This window comes from Methylobacterium sp. WL69, from assembly GCF_008039485.1.
In the GTDB taxonomy this organism is placed as follows: Bacteria; Pseudomonadota; Alphaproteobacteria; order Rhizobiales; family Beijerinckiaceae; genus Methylobacterium.
Genome location: NZ_VRUZ01000097.1, coordinates 1 through 15,264 on the forward strand (window position 1 = coordinate 1; position 15,264 = coordinate 15,264).

The 15,264-nt window shown below is 69.8% G+C and carries 19 protein-coding genes; 8 read left to right on the top strand and 11 right to left on the bottom strand.

From position 1 onward, the window contains the following. The coding region (locus tag FV218_RS18945) for an arginase family protein (protein WP_348642043.1) at positions 1-180 on the bottom strand (180 nt) is incomplete at its 3' end. A 224-nt stretch (positions 181-404) separates the two neighbouring features. Here FV218_RS18945 and FV218_RS18950 point away from each other — a divergent pair. Continuing rightward, complete coding sequence (locus FV218_RS18950) at positions 405-875, top strand: type II 3-dehydroquinate dehydratase (RefSeq protein ID WP_147711113.1); 471 nt, start codon at positions 405-407, stop codon at positions 873-875. Between the two features lie 63 nt (positions 876-938). After that, a complete protein-coding gene (locus FV218_RS18955; RefSeq protein WP_147711102.1) occupies positions 939-1,580 on the top strand; it encodes a response regulator transcription factor in 642 nt (213 codons plus the stop codon). 37 nt (positions 1,581-1,617) lie between these two features. Here FV218_RS18955 and FV218_RS18960 read toward each other — a convergent pair whose 3' ends face one another. The 4 genes from FV218_RS18960 to FV218_RS18975 form a co-directional block, all read right to left on the bottom strand. Continuing rightward, positions 1,618-1,836: a hypothetical protein gene (locus FV218_RS18960; RefSeq protein WP_056091973.1), complete on the bottom strand. Its 219-nt coding sequence runs from the start codon at positions 1,834-1,836 to the stop codon at positions 1,618-1,620. A gap of 62 nt (positions 1,837-1,898) precedes the next feature. Further along, the gene (locus FV218_RS18965) at positions 1,899-2,594 is read right to left on the bottom strand and encodes an acyl-homoserine-lactone synthase (protein ID WP_056091970.1); all 696 of its coding nucleotides are present in this window, start codon (positions 2,592-2,594) and stop codon (positions 1,899-1,901) included. An 88-nt stretch (positions 2,595-2,682) separates the two neighbouring features. Further along, a complete protein-coding gene (locus FV218_RS18970) occupies positions 2,683-3,372 on the bottom strand; it encodes a LuxR family transcriptional regulator (protein WP_246685182.1) in 690 nt (229 codons plus the stop codon). Positions 3,373-3,597: 225 nt separating this feature from the next. Continuing rightward, positions 3,598-4,017 (bottom strand): response regulator, encoded by a 420-nt coding sequence (locus FV218_RS18975; protein ID WP_056091964.1) that lies wholly within the window; start codon positions 4,015-4,017, stop codon positions 3,598-3,600. Positions 4,018-4,728: 711 nt separating this feature from the next. On the opposite strand from FV218_RS18975, the gene sfnG reads away from it, so the two are divergent. From sfnG to FV218_RS19005, 6 genes are all read left to right on the top strand, one after another. Further along, a complete protein-coding gene (gene sfnG, locus FV218_RS18980) occupies positions 4,729-5,841 on the top strand; it encodes a dimethylsulfone monooxygenase SfnG (protein ID WP_147711104.1) in 1,113 nt (370 codons plus the stop codon). Positions 5,842-5,886: 45 nt separating this feature from the next. Further along, complete coding sequence (locus tag FV218_RS18985) at positions 5,887-7,146, top strand: SfnB family sulfur acquisition oxidoreductase (RefSeq protein ID WP_147711105.1); 1,260 nt, start codon at positions 5,887-5,889, stop codon at positions 7,144-7,146. A 421-nt stretch (positions 7,147-7,567) separates the two neighbouring features. After that, positions 7,568-8,767 (top strand): acyl-CoA dehydrogenase family protein, encoded by a 1,200-nt coding sequence (locus tag FV218_RS18990; RefSeq protein WP_147711106.1) that lies wholly within the window; start codon positions 7,568-7,570, stop codon positions 8,765-8,767. Then, entirely contained in the window at positions 8,764-9,354 is a 591-nt protein-coding gene (locus FV218_RS18995) for a class I SAM-dependent methyltransferase (protein ID WP_056091957.1), read from the top strand. Before FV218_RS18990 ends, FV218_RS18995 begins: the two co-directional genes overlap by 4 nt. Beyond that, positions 9,351-10,070 (top strand): cytochrome b/b6 domain-containing protein, encoded by a 720-nt coding sequence (locus FV218_RS19000; protein WP_147711107.1) that lies wholly within the window; start codon positions 9,351-9,353, stop codon positions 10,068-10,070. The genes FV218_RS18995 and FV218_RS19000 overlap by 4 nt, the downstream gene beginning before the upstream one ends. Further along, positions 10,063-10,803: a molybdopterin-dependent oxidoreductase gene (locus FV218_RS19005; protein ID WP_147711108.1), complete on the top strand. Its 741-nt coding sequence runs from the start codon at positions 10,063-10,065 to the stop codon at positions 10,801-10,803. The genes FV218_RS19000 and FV218_RS19005 overlap by 8 nt, the downstream gene beginning before the upstream one ends. Here FV218_RS19005 and chrA read toward each other — a convergent pair whose 3' ends face one another. The 6 genes from chrA to FV218_RS19035 form a co-directional block, all read right to left on the bottom strand. Then, the gene (gene chrA / locus FV218_RS19010; protein ID WP_246685183.1) at positions 10,804-11,997 is read right to left on the bottom strand and encodes a chromate efflux transporter; all 1,194 of its coding nucleotides are present in this window, start codon (positions 11,995-11,997) and stop codon (positions 10,804-10,806) included. Next, entirely contained in the window at positions 11,990-12,604 is a 615-nt protein-coding gene (ureG, locus tag FV218_RS19015; RefSeq protein WP_056091947.1) for an urease accessory protein UreG, read from the bottom strand. Before ureG ends, chrA begins: the two co-directional genes overlap by 8 nt. Before the next feature lie 10 nt (positions 12,605-12,614). Further along, positions 12,615-13,289, bottom strand: a complete 675-nt coding sequence (locus tag FV218_RS19020; protein WP_147711109.1) for an urease accessory UreF family protein — start codon at positions 13,287-13,289, stop codon at positions 12,615-12,617. Then, positions 13,282-13,800: an urease accessory protein UreE gene (locus FV218_RS19025; protein WP_147711110.1), complete on the bottom strand. Its 519-nt coding sequence runs from the start codon at positions 13,798-13,800 to the stop codon at positions 13,282-13,284. Before FV218_RS19025 ends, FV218_RS19020 begins: the two co-directional genes overlap by 8 nt. 48 nt (positions 13,801-13,848) lie before the next feature. Continuing rightward, complete coding sequence (locus FV218_RS19030; protein WP_147711111.1) at positions 13,849-14,346, bottom strand: DUF29 domain-containing protein; 498 nt, start codon at positions 14,344-14,346, stop codon at positions 13,849-13,851. A gap of 32 nt (positions 14,347-14,378) precedes the next feature. Beyond that, a partial coding sequence (locus tag FV218_RS19035) for an urease subunit alpha (RefSeq protein WP_147711112.1) occupies positions 14,379-15,264 on the bottom strand: 886 nt, incomplete at its 5' end.

A 15,264-nucleotide genomic window follows, 5' to 3' on the forward strand; every position in this document is an offset into this window, starting at 1 on the left:
GGCGGGGACGACACCGGGGACGGGCGCGAGATTGCCGCGATCCTCAACGGTGAGGCCGAGGGCGACGAGGACCGGGCCGAGACCGGCCGCGCGGTAGGCGCTCGGTCCCATGTCGCAGCCCAGGCGCCGCGTGCCGGCCTGCACGGGCGCGCCGATGAGAATACAGCGTCGGGGATCCATGACACTCTCCGGTCTCCGCCTCGTGGCCCGGCCTTAACGGCCGCCGACGGCAATTCGAAGACGCCGGATCGAGAGACCCGTGTCAAAGGGGCACCGGACATCCTCCGCCGGGCCGCCCCGACGGCCCTGGCAATCCCCCGCCCGGGGGCGCAAACGAGGCAGAGGGAGCCTTCGTCATGACCGATGCCAGAACGACCGCCGCCAGGAATGCCGAAGCCGACGGCCTGGACACCACGATCCTGGTCCTCAACGGACCCAACCTGAACCTCCTCGGGCGGCGCCAGCCCGAGATCTACGGCTCGGAAACCCTGGCGGACGTGGAAGCGCGCTGTCGCGCCGAGGCCGGGAGTTTCGGCCTCGGCCTCGCCTTCCACCAGAGCAACGCCGAGCACGCGCTCATCGACTGGATCCATGCCTACCGCGTCGGCTCGGCCGGAATCGTCATCAACGCGGGCGCCTACACCCACACCTCCATCGCGATCCTCGACGCGCTCAACACCTGCGAAGTGCCCATCGTCGAGTGTCACATCTCCAACGTCCACAGGCGCGAAGCCTTCCGGCACCCTTCCTACGTCTCCCTGGCCGCCACCGCCGTGATGGCGGGGTTCGGCACCCACGGCTACGTCCTGGCCGTGCGCCACCTTGCCCACCTGCGTGCCGCCGCCCAGGTGGCAGTCCCGGGCGGGAGCCGTTAGCTGTGGACCCTCAACCGGATATCCCCGCCCGGGCGCGGACGTCCCCGGGGCGGCGGAGCACGCATGCATCTCCTCATCGTCGATGACCATCCGCTGTTCCGCGAGGCCCTCGCCAGCACCCTCGCGCTGGCCTATCCGGAGGCGGTGCTCCACGAGGCGGACGGGATCACCGGCGCCTGCGCCACCCTGGCGCGCGAGGACGCCGTCGCCCTCGTCCTCCTCGATCTGTCGTTGCAGGGGGTCCAGGGCTTCGACGGCCTCGTCACCATCCGGACGCGGTTCGCGCGCGTGCCGATCCTCGTGGTCTCCGGCCTCGACGACCCGCGCATCATGCGCGAGGCCATCCACCACGGCGCCGCCGGCTTCGTACCCAAGGCCGTGGACCGCGCAACCCTGACGCGGGCCATCGCGGACGTCCTCGAAGGAGGCTTGTTCCTGCCCGCCGCCCTGGCGGAGGCCGCCGACCCGGGCCAAACGCAGCTCGCCGAGCGCCTGGCCCGGCTCACGCCCCAGCAGATGCGGGTGTTGGGAATGATCCGCCAGGGCAGGCTCAACAAGCAGATCGCCCACGAACTTCAGGTCGGCGAATCAACCGTGAAGGCGCACGTCACCGAAATCCTGCGCAAGCTCGAGGTCGGCAACCGCACCCAGATCGTCATCCGGACGGCCGGACTCGACTTCGATCACATCCAGATGCGGTCGTGAGCTTCGGCGGCCCCGCTCTTCGCGAGACGGCCGCGCCTCATTTGCCCTCCAGACGCGCCAGACGGCGTCCGAGCTCGAACAGGAGCATGTCGGCGAGGGTGTGCAGGAGCGGATCGGTGATCCGACCCACGGCCTCGCGCAGGTCGATGGAGTGATCGATGGCGCGATGGACGAGATCGATCTCGGGAAGTCCCCGATCGGCAGCCCCTCGATCATCGGGGCCCTGATCGGCGGGTTCTTGGGTGACGGTCGGCATCGCATTACTCTGACAACGGGCGGGAAAGGAGGTCGTGGCGATCCGCTCACGGCGCGATCCGCTCACGGCATGGGGCGGTGGGGCTGATCGGCGGGCGGGCGCGGACCATCGGCGGCATCGATCGGCAACACCGGTCCGGACAGGCCGAACACCCGCCGACAGGTGGCGACGGTCTCCGGCGTCAGGCGGGCGTAGATCGGCAGCAGGAGCGAATCACCGTAGGCGCAGGGCAGGGCGAGGGGTTCGACGTCCCAGCCCATGTCCATCAGGCGGGTGACGAGCACCGGGTGCGTCTGGACCAGAAGCCCGTCGAGGCCAAAACGCGCGGCGACCTCCGCCACGGCGGTGAAGGAGGCCCCCGAGACGGCGTCGACACCTTTGGCGCTCTCGCGCTTGCTCGGCGCCACGGCGCAGCGCGTCCATTCGTAGATGCGCGGCCCCGACGGCGCGGGCGCGCCCTTGAGGAGTTCCGGGTAGAGGTGAGTCTGCAGGTGCGGGCGGGTCGTCGGCAGCAGGCGCGAGTAGGAGACGATGGCCCCGTCCTGTTGACCGACCAAGTCCCGCTGACCGACCAAGTCCTGTTGACCGACCACATGGAGGCAGTCGGGTCCGTCGAACTGGTCCCGCTCACGGCCGTCGGGCTTGCGGCAGGCTTCCCACTTGAGGTGATCGACGAAGAAATCGTGCCGGAAGCGGTAGACCCGGTCCATGAGGGCGGGGTCCCGCGCCTCGACGTCGCCGCTCAGAACCTTCAACATACCAGATCTCCCTGCAACGGGGGGAGTTCTGGCCAAGCTTGGAGCCCTCAGGCATCCGTAGATCTACGGAGGATCGGAGGGGCCGGATTCAGTCTATGATGCCGCGCCGGATGGCCTCGGCGACGCTCTGGACACGGCTGGCCGCGTTGAATTTGCGTGCCGCGCAGGCGAGGTGATGCTCCACCGTGCGGGCGGAGATGGAGAGGATCACCGAAGTCTCCCACGCGGTCTTGCCGGCGGCGGCCCATTTGAGGCACTCGACCTCCCGGCCGGTCAGGCCGACGGTGGCGTCGGCCGCATCGTCCTCCGGTGTCCGGCGCGCGATCGCCTTGGCCCGGGACATGGCGTAGATCGCCACGAGGTGCAGGGCGGCGCGCGCATCCTCCGACAGCCGCACCTCGCTCCCGCCGAAGCTGACTCCGGCCTCGCTGCCGTCGAGCTCATGGAAAGGGACGCAGAACCCCTCCGCGAGGCCGTAATCCCGCGCCTCGTTCATCACGGTCAGGCCGCGCCGGTCGCCACGGGTCACCGCCTCCTGCCACAGGAACGGCTCCGTCGTCGCCCGGATGTAGCGGATGACCGGGTCCTGGTGGAGATAGTTCTGTTGCTGGTAGCGCTGGGTCCAGCCCGTCGGCCAGCCCGAGATCATCGAACAGTCGGCCAGACTCTCATTGGGCGAATGCGGCAGGCCGCCGATAAGGAAGGCGTCGTAGCCGAAGATCGCGCCCGTGCGGCGCAGTTCCGCGTAGACGGCCCGCTGGGTTCCCGCCGATCGCAACCGATGGATAATGTCGAACGCGGTCTGACGGACATCGGGCACAAGCGTTACTCGAAAAATTCTCCCAGCGATTGTAACAGGATCGATGGTTTGTGAAAGGTGAAGACGCGCGCGGGTGCCCGTGGCTTCACACCATAGGTTGGCTCGGCCCCGCCAGGGTACCACCGGGCGGGGCGCCACCCGCCGGGCCGGCGGCCCGAGGAAGGTGCGCGCACCGGGGCGACCTCATGCGGCTCGGCGCGCGGCGCCCCGGCCCCGTACCGTCGGCCGGGGCAGGCCGGCGATGAGGCTCACGAGCTGATGGGCGTGGTAGGGCGTGCGGAGGCACGGCGCTCCGGCCACGATGGCGGCGGGCAGGGTGCGGGGCGAGCGCGTGGTGTAGATTACCCCCACGGCGGGATCGAGACAGCGGGCGACGGCCCCCAGGGAGAACCCATCGACCTCGTCGCGCACGTCGGCATCGGTCACCAGCACATCGACCCGGCGCCGGTCGGTCTGGCCCAGCAACAGCGCCTCGACCTCCCCGGCCGTGCGCGCGCTGAGGACGTCGTAGCCGGACGCCTCCAGGCAGCTCGTCGTGATCGACCGGGTCAGCTCGTCGCCGGCCAGCAGGATGACGAGGGGTGGAAGGGACGCGCGAGCCATGGCGGTGATCCTGCCTGTCGGTCCGGATGCGATGCGCAGCCGATCAAGGAACGGTTCTTGGAACGTAGGGTCCGGTCGGTTAACGATCCCTTAAATGACTGATCTTTTCTGACAACCGTCGTAGTATCCACAAATTGCGCGCTGCCTTTAATTTACATCCTCTGCGCACGCGGCAATCACGGGACTGCCCAAGAAAGATGCGAGCCCAAGGCAACCGCGCAAAAACGCTCAGGACTGATGCACCCTGCCGCTTTATGGCGCGCGATACAGGACGGCCCCTCCTGTGAATTCTCTCGGAATGGTGATGGCCGCGTTCGGATCCGCGATGGACGGGCGCGCGGAGACCCCGCGTCGGAACCGGCGCGACCGGGACAACGCCTTGCCGGAAAACGGGTTTCAGACCCGCGAATCACAGATTCGCGCGCCTGTCCGCCGGCCATCCCGCCGGACCCGGGAAACCGATCACGTGGCCGGACGTCCGGATAGGAGAACAGTCTTTTCCGTGCGCGCCGCAAAAAGCCATTTGCTTCCTTTGACGTGCGGCGGCCACGGGCGGATACTGAAATAGATCGATAACGCGGATAAACACCTTACAGTATCCCAGTTCTTTGCCGCAAACCCTGCAGCATCGGCAAAGATCAGCCTCTGTTTTCTTCCTCGCCTCGTGCGCAAGCCGCCAGCGCATGCGTCTCCTTGAATACGGATCATCCCATGACCTCGCGACAGCCCACCGCCACGGACGCGCCGATCCGGTTCGCCTATTGGGTGCCCAACGTCTCGGGCGGCCTCGTCATCAGCAAGATTCCCCAGCGCACGAGCTGGGACGCGCCCTACAACCGGCGCCTGGCGCAGATCGCGGAAGCAGCCGGGTTCGACTACGCCCTGACGCAGATCCGCTTCACCGCCGGCTACGGCGCAGAGTACCAGCATGAGTCCGTGGCCTTCAGCCATGCGCTGCTGGCCGCCACCACGAAGCTCAAGGTCATCGCCGCCCTGCTGCCGGGACCGTGGAACCCGACGCTCGCGGCCAAGCAGATCGCCACCATCAGCCAGCTGAGCGAGGGGCGCATCGCCATCAACGTGGTCTCGGGCTGGTTCTCGGGCGAGTTCCGCGCCATCGGCGAGCCGTGGCTCGACCACGACGAGCGCTACCGGCGCTCGGAGGAATTCATCACGGCGCTCCGTGGGATCTGGACCCAGGACAACTTCACGTTCCGGGGCGATTTCTATCGCTACACGAACTACACCCTGAAGCCGAAGCCCGCCGACCCGCAGCCCGAGATCTTCCAGGGTGGCTCGTCCCGGGCGGCGCGGGACATGGCGGCGCGGGTGTCCGATTGGTACTTCACCAACGGCAATACCCCGGAGGGCATCCGGGCCCAGGTCGACGACATCCAGGAAAAGGCGCGGGCCAACGGCCATTCCGTCAAGGTCGGCGTCAACGCCTTCGTCATCGCCCGCGACACGGAGGAGGAGGCCCGCGCCGTCCTCAAGGAGATCATCGACAACGCCGACCCGGAGGCGGTCAAGGCCTTCGGCCACGAGGCGAAGAACGCCGGCAAGGCCTCGCCGGAAGGGGAGGGGAACTGGGCGAAATCGAGCTTCGAGGATCTCGTCCAGTACAACGACGGCTTCAAGACCAACCTCATCGGCACGCCCGACCAGATCGCCGAGCGCATCGTCGCCCTGAAGGAGGCCGGCGTGGATCTGGCGCTGCTGGCCTTCCTGCACTTCCAGGAGGAGGTCGCGTATTTCGGCGCGCACATCATCCCGCGGGTGCGGGCCCTGGAGGCGGAACGCGGGCGCCGGGCGGAAGCCGCCTGAGCGGCTCGGCCGAACGACTCTGTCAGAATCCTCCGGAGACCATCCATGAACATCGCCATCAGCGCGGGCGCCATCGAGGCCAACCGCGTGCCCCAGGGGGTCCCCGGCCCCGACAAGTTGCCGGAGCCCGCCCACATCATCCGAGACGACGCCGAGGCGCTCCGCGTCGCCCATGCCCTGGCGGGCACGTTCCGCACGGAGGCGGCCGAGCGCGACCGCACCGGGCGCCGGCCCTTCGCCGAACTCGACACGTTCTCTCAAAGTGGCCTGTGGTCGATCAACGTGCCGAAGGCCCATGGCGGGCCGGGCGTGTCCTACCGGACCCTGGCGCGGGTGATCGCCATCGTCTCGGCGGCCGATCCGTCCATCGGGCAGATCGCCCAGAACCACCTCGGCATCGTGGCCGCCATCGACACCGTATCGGACGAGGCGCAGAAGGCTCTGCTGTTCGGCAAGGTTCTGGCGGGCACCCGCTTCGGCAACGCCTTCTCCGAGAGCGGCACTCCGCGGGCCGCCGACTTCAAGACCCACTTCGTCGATCAGGGCGACCACGTCATCGTCCACGGCCGCAAGTTCTACGCGACGGGGGCGTTGCTCGCCCACCTCGTGCCCATCGTCGCCATCGATGACCAGGGCCGGCCCTGGTACGCCATCGCCGAGCGCAACGCGCCGGGCCTGTCCGTCATCGACGACTGGTCGAGCTTCGGCCAGCGCACCACGGCGAGCGGCACGGTGATCCTCGACGGCGTCCGGGTGGAGAAGAGCCACCTCGTGCCGTCGTGGAAGGGCTACGAGCGTCCGAGCGCCAACGGGGCGATCTTCCAGGTCATTCAGGCCTCTGTGGATGCGGGCATCGCCCGCGAGGCGCTGGCCGAAACCGTGGCGTTCGTGCGCACGAAGTCGCGCCCCTGGATCGACAGCGGCCTGGAGCGGGCCTCGGACGATCCCCATACCATCTCGATCGTCGGCGACCTCACCATCCGCCTGCACGCGGCGGAAGCCCTCCTCGACCGGGCCGGCCTCGCCCTCGACGCAGCGGTGGCCGCTCCCGACGCCGAAAGCGTCGCGGCAGCCCAGCTCGCGGTGGCGGAGGCGAAGGTCCTCACCACGGAAGTGGCGCTCGCGACCACCAACACCCTCTTCGAACTCGCCGGCACCCGCTCGACCCTCGACGAGCACAACCTCGACCGGCACTGGCGCAACGCCCGCACGCACACGCTCCACGACCCCGTGCGTTGGAAATACGCCATCGTCGGCAACCACGCCCTCAACGGGGTCAACCCGCCTTTCCACGCCTGGAGTTGAAGCCCCGGACGTCGCCGGACCGGATGGGCGGTGCGGCGGCGCCCGCAGCCCGCCGGGCGACGCGCATGGCAGTGTCACGGCGCGGGAGCTGGGGCCACGTTGAACGCGTCGTCACGGCTTTCGCCGCGCATCGTCGGCGACCCGAGATCGTTTTCAGGATTTCAGCCCGGGGATACCGAGACCGCCAAGACCCTGGTGGGTGCCGCCGTCATCGTCGCCGTTTCCGCCTGCTCCCGCGTCACCGTAGCGTCGCCCGCCCGCGCGACGCCGCGGGACCTGCGCATCCTGTCGCCGGGCACGGAGACGCGCGGCCCATCCCGCCGATCGCGTAACGATTCGCCCGCCTGTGCAGGACACGTTTTACCGTAAAAGACACCGTCGGCGACTGGCGAATACGCTGGCGTGTTCCATGTTCACGGGGATGAATTTCATCGTCCCCGACCGCATTGAGACTGGCTCCCGAATCCGTGCCGCCGCCCGGTCCGTCGCGCGCCTCGCCGCCGAGCGGGCGGACGCCCTCGACCGCACCGACGGGTTTCCCGAGCACGACATCGTCCATTGCCACGAGGCCGGCCTGCTGGCGGCCCCCCTTCCTGTGGCGCTCGGCGGGTCCGGCCTCGATACGCCGGCCCTCGCCCCCGTGCTGCTCGACGTGCTGGCGGAGGTCGGCCGCGGCAGCCTCGCCCTCGGGCGGCTCTACGAAGGCCACGTCAACGCTCTGTCGCTGATCCTGCGCTATGCGTCCGGGCCCGTGCTCGAACGTCTCGTGGCCGATATCCGCGCCGGGCACCTGTTCGGGGTGTGGAACACCCAGCCCCAGTCCGGCGGCCTCGACCTCGATCCCGATGGAACCGGCCGGCTCGCGGGCGTGAAGTCCTTCGCCTCGGGTGCCGGATCGGTGACGCGTCCCCTCGTCACCGCGCGCCGGCCCGATGGGCGCCAGCAGATGCTCGTCGTCACCCTCGAGCCCGGCACGCGGGCCGACCTATCGTCGTGGTGCGCCCACGGCATGCGCGCCTCGACTTCGGGGGTGCTCGATTTCACCGGCCTGTCCGTGGATGCCCAGGCGGCCGTGGGGGAGGCCGACGATTACTTCCGCGAGCCGCACTTCTCCGCCGGCGCGTGGCGCTTCACCGCCGTACAGCTCGGCGGGATCGAGGCGGTGTTCGACAGCCTGCGGGCGCACCTCGTCGCCACCGGGCGCGGCGGTGACCCGCATCAGGCGGCACGCCTCGGCGAGGCGGCCATCGCCGTGGAGACGGCGCGGCTGTTCGTCGGCCGCGCCGCCGCCATAGCGGCCGATCCCGATGCGGAACCGGCGCGGGTGATCGCCTACGTCAACCTCACCCGCCTCGCCGTGGAGCGGGCCGGCCTCGACGTGCTGGAGCGCGCGCAACGCTCCGTGGGGCTCGCCGGCTTCCTGCAGACGCACCCCCTGGAGCGGCTCATGCGCGATCTCGCCACCTACCTGCGCCAGCCCGGACCCGATCGCGCCCTGACGCATGCGGCGGCCCACGTCCTCGCCGATGACCGACCGGCCGATGCCCTCTGGCGCGATCACCGCGACGAAGGCACATTGGACAGGAGCCCCGTCGACCGCCAACCCGATTGCGCCGCATGACCCGGTCCACCGCCTCGCTCCCGCCCGATTACTTCGAGGGCATCTATGCCGGGAATCCGGACCCCTGGGGGTTCACCACCAGCGCCTACGAGGCGGCGAAATACGACGCCACCCTGGCGGCGCTCTCGCGGGAGACCTACGGCGAGGCCCTTGAGGTGGGCTGCTCCATCGGCGTCCTGACAAGGCGGCTGGCGGAGCGCTGCACCCGGCTCCTCTCCCTCGACGTGGCCGAGACCGCCCTCGACGCGGCCCGGGCGCGCTGCGCCGGCAGCCCGCACGTCGCGTTCCTGCGCGCGGCGGTGCCCGACGAATGGCCGCCCGGCCGGTTCGACCTCATCCTTGTGTCGGAGGTGCTGTACTTCTTCACCCGCGCCGACCTCGCCCGCCTCGCCGGACACATGGTTCAGGCGGTGAAGCCCGGCGCCGAGATCGTCCTCGTCCACTGGACCGGCGAAACGAATTATCCGCTGAGCGGGGACGACGCCGTCGAGGCCCTCATCGCCGGGACGGCGGGCACCCTGGAGCCATGCCGGCAGACCCGCACGGAGCGCTACCGCCTCGACGTGCTGCGCGCTGTGGATTCATGACCGGCCGGGTGCCACGGCAGACGGTGTTCCGGCACCGCGCCTTCGTGCGCCTGACCCATTGGGTGAACACGGCCGCGTTCGGGGCGCTCCTCGTCAGCGGCGTCGCCATCCTGCTCGCCCTGCCACGCCTGTTCTGGGGCGAGACCGGGGCCAACGACGCCCCCGCCGCCCTCGTGCTGCCCCTGCCGGTGAACCTCGAACAGACCGGCTGGGGCCGCAACCTGCACTTCCTCGCCGCTTGGATCCTCGTCCTCAACGGCGGCCTCTACCTCCTCGTCTCGCTCGTCGGCGGCCACCTGCGCCGCAACCTCCTACCGGACCGGGACCAGCTGGCGCCCGGCCATCTCGCCCGGGAGATCGCCGATCATGCCCGCCTGCGGTCACCCGTGGGACGCGAGGCCCTGCGCTACAACGCCCTGCAGAAACTCGCCTATCTCGCCGTGATCCTGGGACTGTTCCCCCTGATGGTGCTGACCGGGCTGACCATGTCGCCCGGCGTCACGGCGGCGTTTCCCGAACTCTTCACCCTGTTCGGCGGCCGGCAATCGGCCCGCACCCTGCACTTCGTCTTCGCTAGCCTGCTGGTCCTGTTCCTCCTGGTCCATGTCGGCCAAGTCTTCGTCGGCGGGGCCGTCAACCTCACGCGCGCGATGATCACCGGGCGCCTCGCCGTTCCGTCCGAATCGCCGGCCTCCCGGGAGACACCCGATGCGTGACCTGTCGCGCCGCCGCCTCCTCACGGGCTCGGGGGCGCTCCTCGGGGCCGGCCTCGTCAGCGGGTGCGACGCGCCGGCCCTGTCGCATCTGGCCACCCCCTACGACTGGAGCAACGGTCTCACCTTCGCGGTCCAGCGCTGGCTGCTCAGACACCAGCCCCTGGTGCGCGAGTTCGACCGCAGCCGGATCTCGACGGTGTTCCCGACCATCAACACCACCGATCCCGATGACCCCGCCTACAAGCGCTCGAAGGGGGTTGAGTTCGCCGACTGGAAGCTGCCGGTCACCGGCCTCGTCGAGCGGCCCGGCGCGTTCTCGCTCACCGAACTCAAGGCGATGCCATCGCGCACCCAGGTGACCCTGCATTCCTGCGAGCAGGGCTGGTCGGCCATCGGCGAGTGGACCGGCGTGCCGCTCGCCCACCTCCTCGCCCATGTCGGGCTCAAACCCCAGGCGCGCTTCATCGTCATCCGCAGCGTCGATGGCTGGTGGGACAGCTACGACTTGTTCGACGCGCTCCACCCCCAGACCATCCTCGCCTACGGCATGAACGGGGGGGATCTGCCGGTGAAGCACGGCGCCCCGTTGCGCCTGCGGGTCGAGCGCCAGCTCGGCTACAAGAGCCTGAAATACATCGCCGCCATCGAGGCGGCCGAGCGCGTCGACGGCTACGGCAAGGGCCGCGGCAGCATGGTCGCCGAACTCGGCTTCCCCTGGTACGCCGGTATCTGATCAGCCGGCCAGGGCGAGGCCGGCGAGGGCCGTGAGCCCGACGACGATCCAGGGCGCGACGCCGCCCACCGTCAGCAGCACGAAGGCGGTGGCCGCTACGGCGACGTCGCGGGCATTGCCGATGGCCCCCGTCCAGACCGGATCGTAAAGGGCGGCGGCGAGCAGCCCGACCACGGCGGCGTTGCCGCCGCGCAGGGCCGCCTGGGCCAGGGGCTTCTTGCGGAGTTCGTCCCAGAACGGCAGGGCGCCGGTGACGAGGAGGAGGCCGGGCAGGAAGATCGCCGCGAGCGCCAGGCCGGCGCCGAAGAGGCCGTTCGGCGGCGGCGTCAGGATGGCGCCGAGATAGGCCGCGAAGGTGAAGAGCGGCCCCGGCACCGCCTGCGCCGCGCCGTAGCCGGCGAGGAACGCGGCGGCACCGATCCAGCCCGGATCGACGGTGCCGGCCCGCAGGAGCGGCAGCACCACGTGGCCGCCGCCGAAGACGAGGGCACCGGCCCGGTAGAACGCATCGACCACGGCGATCCCCTGCGAGGGCAGCCAGACGGCCAGGATCGGCAGGCCGGCCAGCAGTCCGAAGAACAGCGCCAGCGCCACGACCCCCGTGCGCCGGGACAGGGGAACGGCGAGGTACCCGACAGGGGCGGGGGCCGCCCCCCGGCACAGGGCGAGGCCGGCGACGGCGCCGACCCCGATCGCACCGACTTGGCCGAGGGATGTGGGCGCGAGCACCGCGAGCCAGAGGGCGCCGAGCGCGATCCCGGCGCGGGTCGGGTCCGGCGCCAGGGTCCGGGCCATGCCCCACACGGCCTGGGCCACCACCGCCACGGCCACGAGCTTAAGGCCGTGGAGGAGGCCCGACAGGATCGGCCCGCCCGATCCGGCGCCGTAGGCGATGCCGACGAGGATGAGGGCGGAGGGCAGGGTGAAGCCGGCAAAGGCCGCGAGACCGCCCCACAGGCTCCCGGCACGCAAGGTTCCCAGCGCGAACCCGACCTGGCTCGAGGCGGGACCGGGGAGGAACTGGCACAGGGCGACGAGGTCGGCGTAGCCCGCCTCGTCGATCCAGCGCCGCCGCGCCACGAACGCCTCGCGAAAGTACCCGAGATGGGCGACGGGGCCGCCGAAGGCCGTGAGGCCGAGCTTCAGGAAGGCCAGAAAGACCTCGCGGATGGTGCCCGCTACCGGCTCAGGCAAGCCCTCCGGCCTCCACGATGAAGCGGGCGACGGTGTCGGCGCCGTGGCCGTCGCGGAGCGAGGCGAACACGTAGGGGCGCTGGCCCCGCATCCGCTTGGTGTCGGCCTCCATCACGCCGAGGTCGGCGCCGACGAGGGGCGCGAGGTCGGTCTTGTTGACGATGAGGAGATCGGAGCGGGTGATGCCGGGGCCGCCCTTGCGGGGGATCTTCTCGCCGCCGGCGACATCGATGACGTAGAGGGTGAGGTCGGCGAGCTCCGGCGAGAAGGTGGCGGCGAGGTTGTCGCCTCCGGATTCGATGAGGATCAGGTCGAGCTTCGGGAACCGCCGGCGCATCTCGGCCACGGCCGCGAGGTTGATGGACGCGTCCTCGCGGATCGCCGTGTGCGGGCAGCCGCCGGTCTCGACGCCCATGATCCGCTCCTCCGGCAGGGCGCCCGCCACGGTGAGGATGCGGGCATCCTCCTTCGTATAGATGTCGTTGGTGATGGCGCAGATCTCGTAGACATCGCGGAACCGCTTGCAGAGCTGCTCCATCAGGGCGGTCTTGCCGGAGCCGACGGGGCCGCCGATGCCGACGCGAAGCGGGCCGTTGGGAGAGGTCATGGGGTCGGTCTCACGAGCGGAAGATGCGGGAGTACTGGGTCTCGTGCCGGAACGAGCCGAGATCGAGGCGCAGCGTCGCGCTGCCGAGGTCGTCGAGGCCGAGGTCCGGAACGGCGGCCGCGAGCGCCACCACGCGCGGGGTCAGGGACGCGATCACCCGGGTGCCGGCGCTCTGCCCGATGGGTGCGCAGCGTAGGGCCGCCGAGACGAGGTTCTGCAGGAAGGCGAGGCCGAAGGCCGCGAGGGTCGGGGGCAGTGCCATGCCGTGGGCGCCGGCCGCGAGGCCGACCATTACGGGATAAGCCACCGGGCCGGGCAGGGCTTCGGCAAGGCGGGCGAGGGCAGGGGCGGGCCAAGCCGCCAGGGTGGCGTCGAGGAAGCTGCGACCCTGCTGGCTCGCCTCCAGGTGAAGTTCTCGCGATGAGGCCAGCGCCAGGGCGAGGTCGTTGAGATCGGCAAGCCCTTGCGCGTCCCCCGCAAGGGCAGCGGCATGGGCGTGCGCGGCGAGAATGAGGTCGTTGCGGCCCGATCCCAGTTCGAGCACGTCGGCGAGCCATTCGCCGAGGGAGGCCTCCCCGAACACCTCGCCGGATTCAACCGCCGCTTCGAGTCCGTGCGAATAGGCATAGGCCCCCACGGGATAGCCCGGCGACAGCCACGCCATCAGGCGCAGGGCCTCAATCATGGGAGTGGGAAGGGGCGTGCGGATGCGCGTGATCGTGATCGTGATCGTGGTGATGCCCGTGGTGGTGATGGCCGGCGGCCTCGCCCGCATAGGCGCCGCCCTCGGGGCGGAACGGGCGCTCCACCGCCTCGGCGGTGCCGCCTAAGCCCCGCACCATCTCGGCGAGGACGTGGTCGTAGGCGATGTAGACCGCATCCGGCGCGATCTCGGCCGGGATGTGCCGGTTGCCGATATGCCAGATCAGCCGCTTGAGGGCATGGTCGTCGGCGGCCCGAATCGCCAGCAGCCGCTCCGGCGCGGCCTCGACCCAGACGAGGCGCCCGTCCTGAAGCACGAGGGCGTCGCCGTCGTCGAGCACCGTCGGTTCGGCGAGATCGAGGAGGAACGCCACCCCGCCCACCCCCCGCATGGCCATGCGGCGGCGATGGCGGTCGCCGTGGTCGAGGACGATGCGGTCGACGATCTCGCCCGCGAGGGCGTCACGGCGCAGGACGTGGGTGGCGCGGATCATGGAAGGGGCAACCGGGGGGGGACGGAGACGTCCTCAGGGAAAACCGCATCAGGTGACGTCCGGGGCCATCGGACCGGGACAGAACCCCTCATCGAGGATCTGCGCCATGGCATAAGGACAGTTTTCCGGAAACGTCCCCTCGGAGAGACCGGTCTCGTCCGCGACCCGCACGCGGGCGAGGCGATAAGTCTTGGGGAGCACGGCGTCGGGCCAGGATTTCAGGCTCGGACTGACGTCGACAAGGCCGTCGATCTGGAGACGCTGTTCGACGATGGAGGCGCGCCAGCCATACTTGCGTTTCTCCGGCTGGAACTCCCATTTCAGGAGATGCTGCAGCAGGATCGCCAGCCGATTCCGAATCTCGGATTTCTGCGATCCGCCCACGCTCTCGATCTCTTCGGCCAGATGGTGCCAGTCGATGTCCCGCCGCCGGCCCGTTCGGAGCAGGGCGGCCTGAGCCTGCGTCCAAAGGTACAGATCGGTGTCGTAGAGATCTGGCTCGGGAAGAGTCCGGCCCGGGGGTGGGCTCAGGGCAACTTTGGACATGGGGCCTCCGCTGGCATCGCCGCCATCCTACCTCAAAACAGGAAGTACCGCTGCGCCATGGGCAGCACCTCGGCCGGCTCGCACACCAGCAGTTCCCCGTCGGCGCGGACATCGTAGGTCTCGGAATCGACCTCGATGTTCGGCGTGGCGTCGTTGAGGATCATGCTCTTCTTCGAGATGCCGCCGCGCACGTTCTCGACGGCCACCAGCCGCTTCTGCACCCCGAGCCGCTCGCCCAAGCCGTCCTCGATGGCGGCCTTCGACACGAAGGTGAGGGCGGTGGCGAACGGCGAACGGCCGATGGCCCCGAACATCGGGCGGTAATGCACCGGCTGCGGCGTCGGGATCGAGGCGTTGGGGTCGCCCATGGGCGCCGTGGCGATCATGCCGCCCTTGATCACGAGGTCGGGCTTCACCCCGAAGAAGGCGGGCGTCCACAGCACCAGGTCGGCGAGCTTGCCGGGCTCCACCGAGCCGACATGGGCCGAGACGCCGTGGGCGATGGCCGGGTTGATAGTGTATTTCGCGATGTAGCGGCGCGCCCGCAGGTTGTCGTGGCCTGATGCGTCGCCGGGGAGCGCCCCACGCTGGCGCTTCATCTTGTCCGCCGTCTGCCAGGTGCGCATGACCACCTCGCCGACCCGACCCATGGCCTGGCTGTCCGACGACATCATCGAGAGGGCGCCGATGTCGTGCAGGATGTCCTCGGCCGCGATGGTTTCGCGGCGGATGCGGCTCTCGGCGAAGGCGAGATCCTCGGGGATCGCCGGATCGAGGTGGTGGCAGACCATGAGCATGTCGAGATGCTCGTCGATGGTGTTCTTCGTGTAGGGCCGCGTGGGATTGGTCGACGACGGAAGGACGTTAGGCAGTCCCGCCACCTTGATGATGTCGTCGGACAGCCAGGCCATGGGTCGG

What these genes read in the sequence shown, in the direction of transcription:
- sfnG (WP_147711104.1), top strand. Translation starts at nt 4,729, where the DNA reads ATGACCTCGCGACAGCCCACCGCCACGGACGCGCCGATCCGGTTCGCC.
- FV218_RS19000 (WP_147711107.1), top strand. Translation starts at nt 9,351, where the DNA reads ATGACCGGCCGGGTGCCACGGCAGACGGTGTTCCGGCACCGCGCCTTC.
- FV218_RS18965 (WP_056091970.1), bottom strand. Translation starts at nt 2,594, where the DNA reads ATGTTGAAGGTTCTGAGCGGCGACGTCGAGGCGCGGGACCCCGCCCTC.
- FV218_RS18955 (WP_147711102.1), top strand. Translation starts at nt 939, where the DNA reads ATGCATCTCCTCATCGTCGATGACCATCCGCTGTTCCGCGAGGCCCTC.
- ureG (WP_056091947.1), bottom strand. Translation starts at nt 12,604, where the DNA reads ATGACCTCTCCCAACGGCCCGCTTCGCGTCGGCATCGGCGGCCCCGTC.
- FV218_RS18995 (WP_056091957.1), top strand. Translation starts at nt 8,764, where the DNA reads ATGACCCGGTCCACCGCCTCGCTCCCGCCCGATTACTTCGAGGGCATC.
- FV218_RS18975 (WP_056091964.1), bottom strand. Translation starts at nt 4,017, where the DNA reads ATGGCTCGCGCGTCCCTTCCACCCCTCGTCATCCTGCTGGCCGGCGAC.
- FV218_RS18990 (WP_147711106.1), top strand. Translation starts at nt 7,568, where the DNA reads ATGAATTTCATCGTCCCCGACCGCATTGAGACTGGCTCCCGAATCCGT.
- FV218_RS19020 (WP_147711109.1), bottom strand. Translation starts at nt 13,289, where the DNA reads ATGATTGAGGCCCTGCGCCTGATGGCGTGGCTGTCGCCGGGCTATCCC.
- FV218_RS19025 (WP_147711110.1), bottom strand. Translation starts at nt 13,800, where the DNA reads ATGATCCGCGCCACCCACGTCCTGCGCCGTGACGCCCTCGCGGGCGAG.
- FV218_RS19005 (WP_147711108.1), top strand. Translation starts at nt 10,063, where the DNA reads ATGCGTGACCTGTCGCGCCGCCGCCTCCTCACGGGCTCGGGGGCGCTC.
- FV218_RS18985 (WP_147711105.1), top strand. Translation starts at nt 5,887, where the DNA reads ATGAACATCGCCATCAGCGCGGGCGCCATCGAGGCCAACCGCGTGCCC.
- FV218_RS18960 (WP_056091973.1), bottom strand. Translation starts at nt 1,836, where the DNA reads ATGCCGACCGTCACCCAAGAACCCGCCGATCAGGGCCCCGATGATCGA.
- FV218_RS19030 (WP_147711111.1), bottom strand. Translation starts at nt 14,346, where the DNA reads ATGTCCAAAGTTGCCCTGAGCCCACCCCCGGGCCGGACTCTTCCCGAG.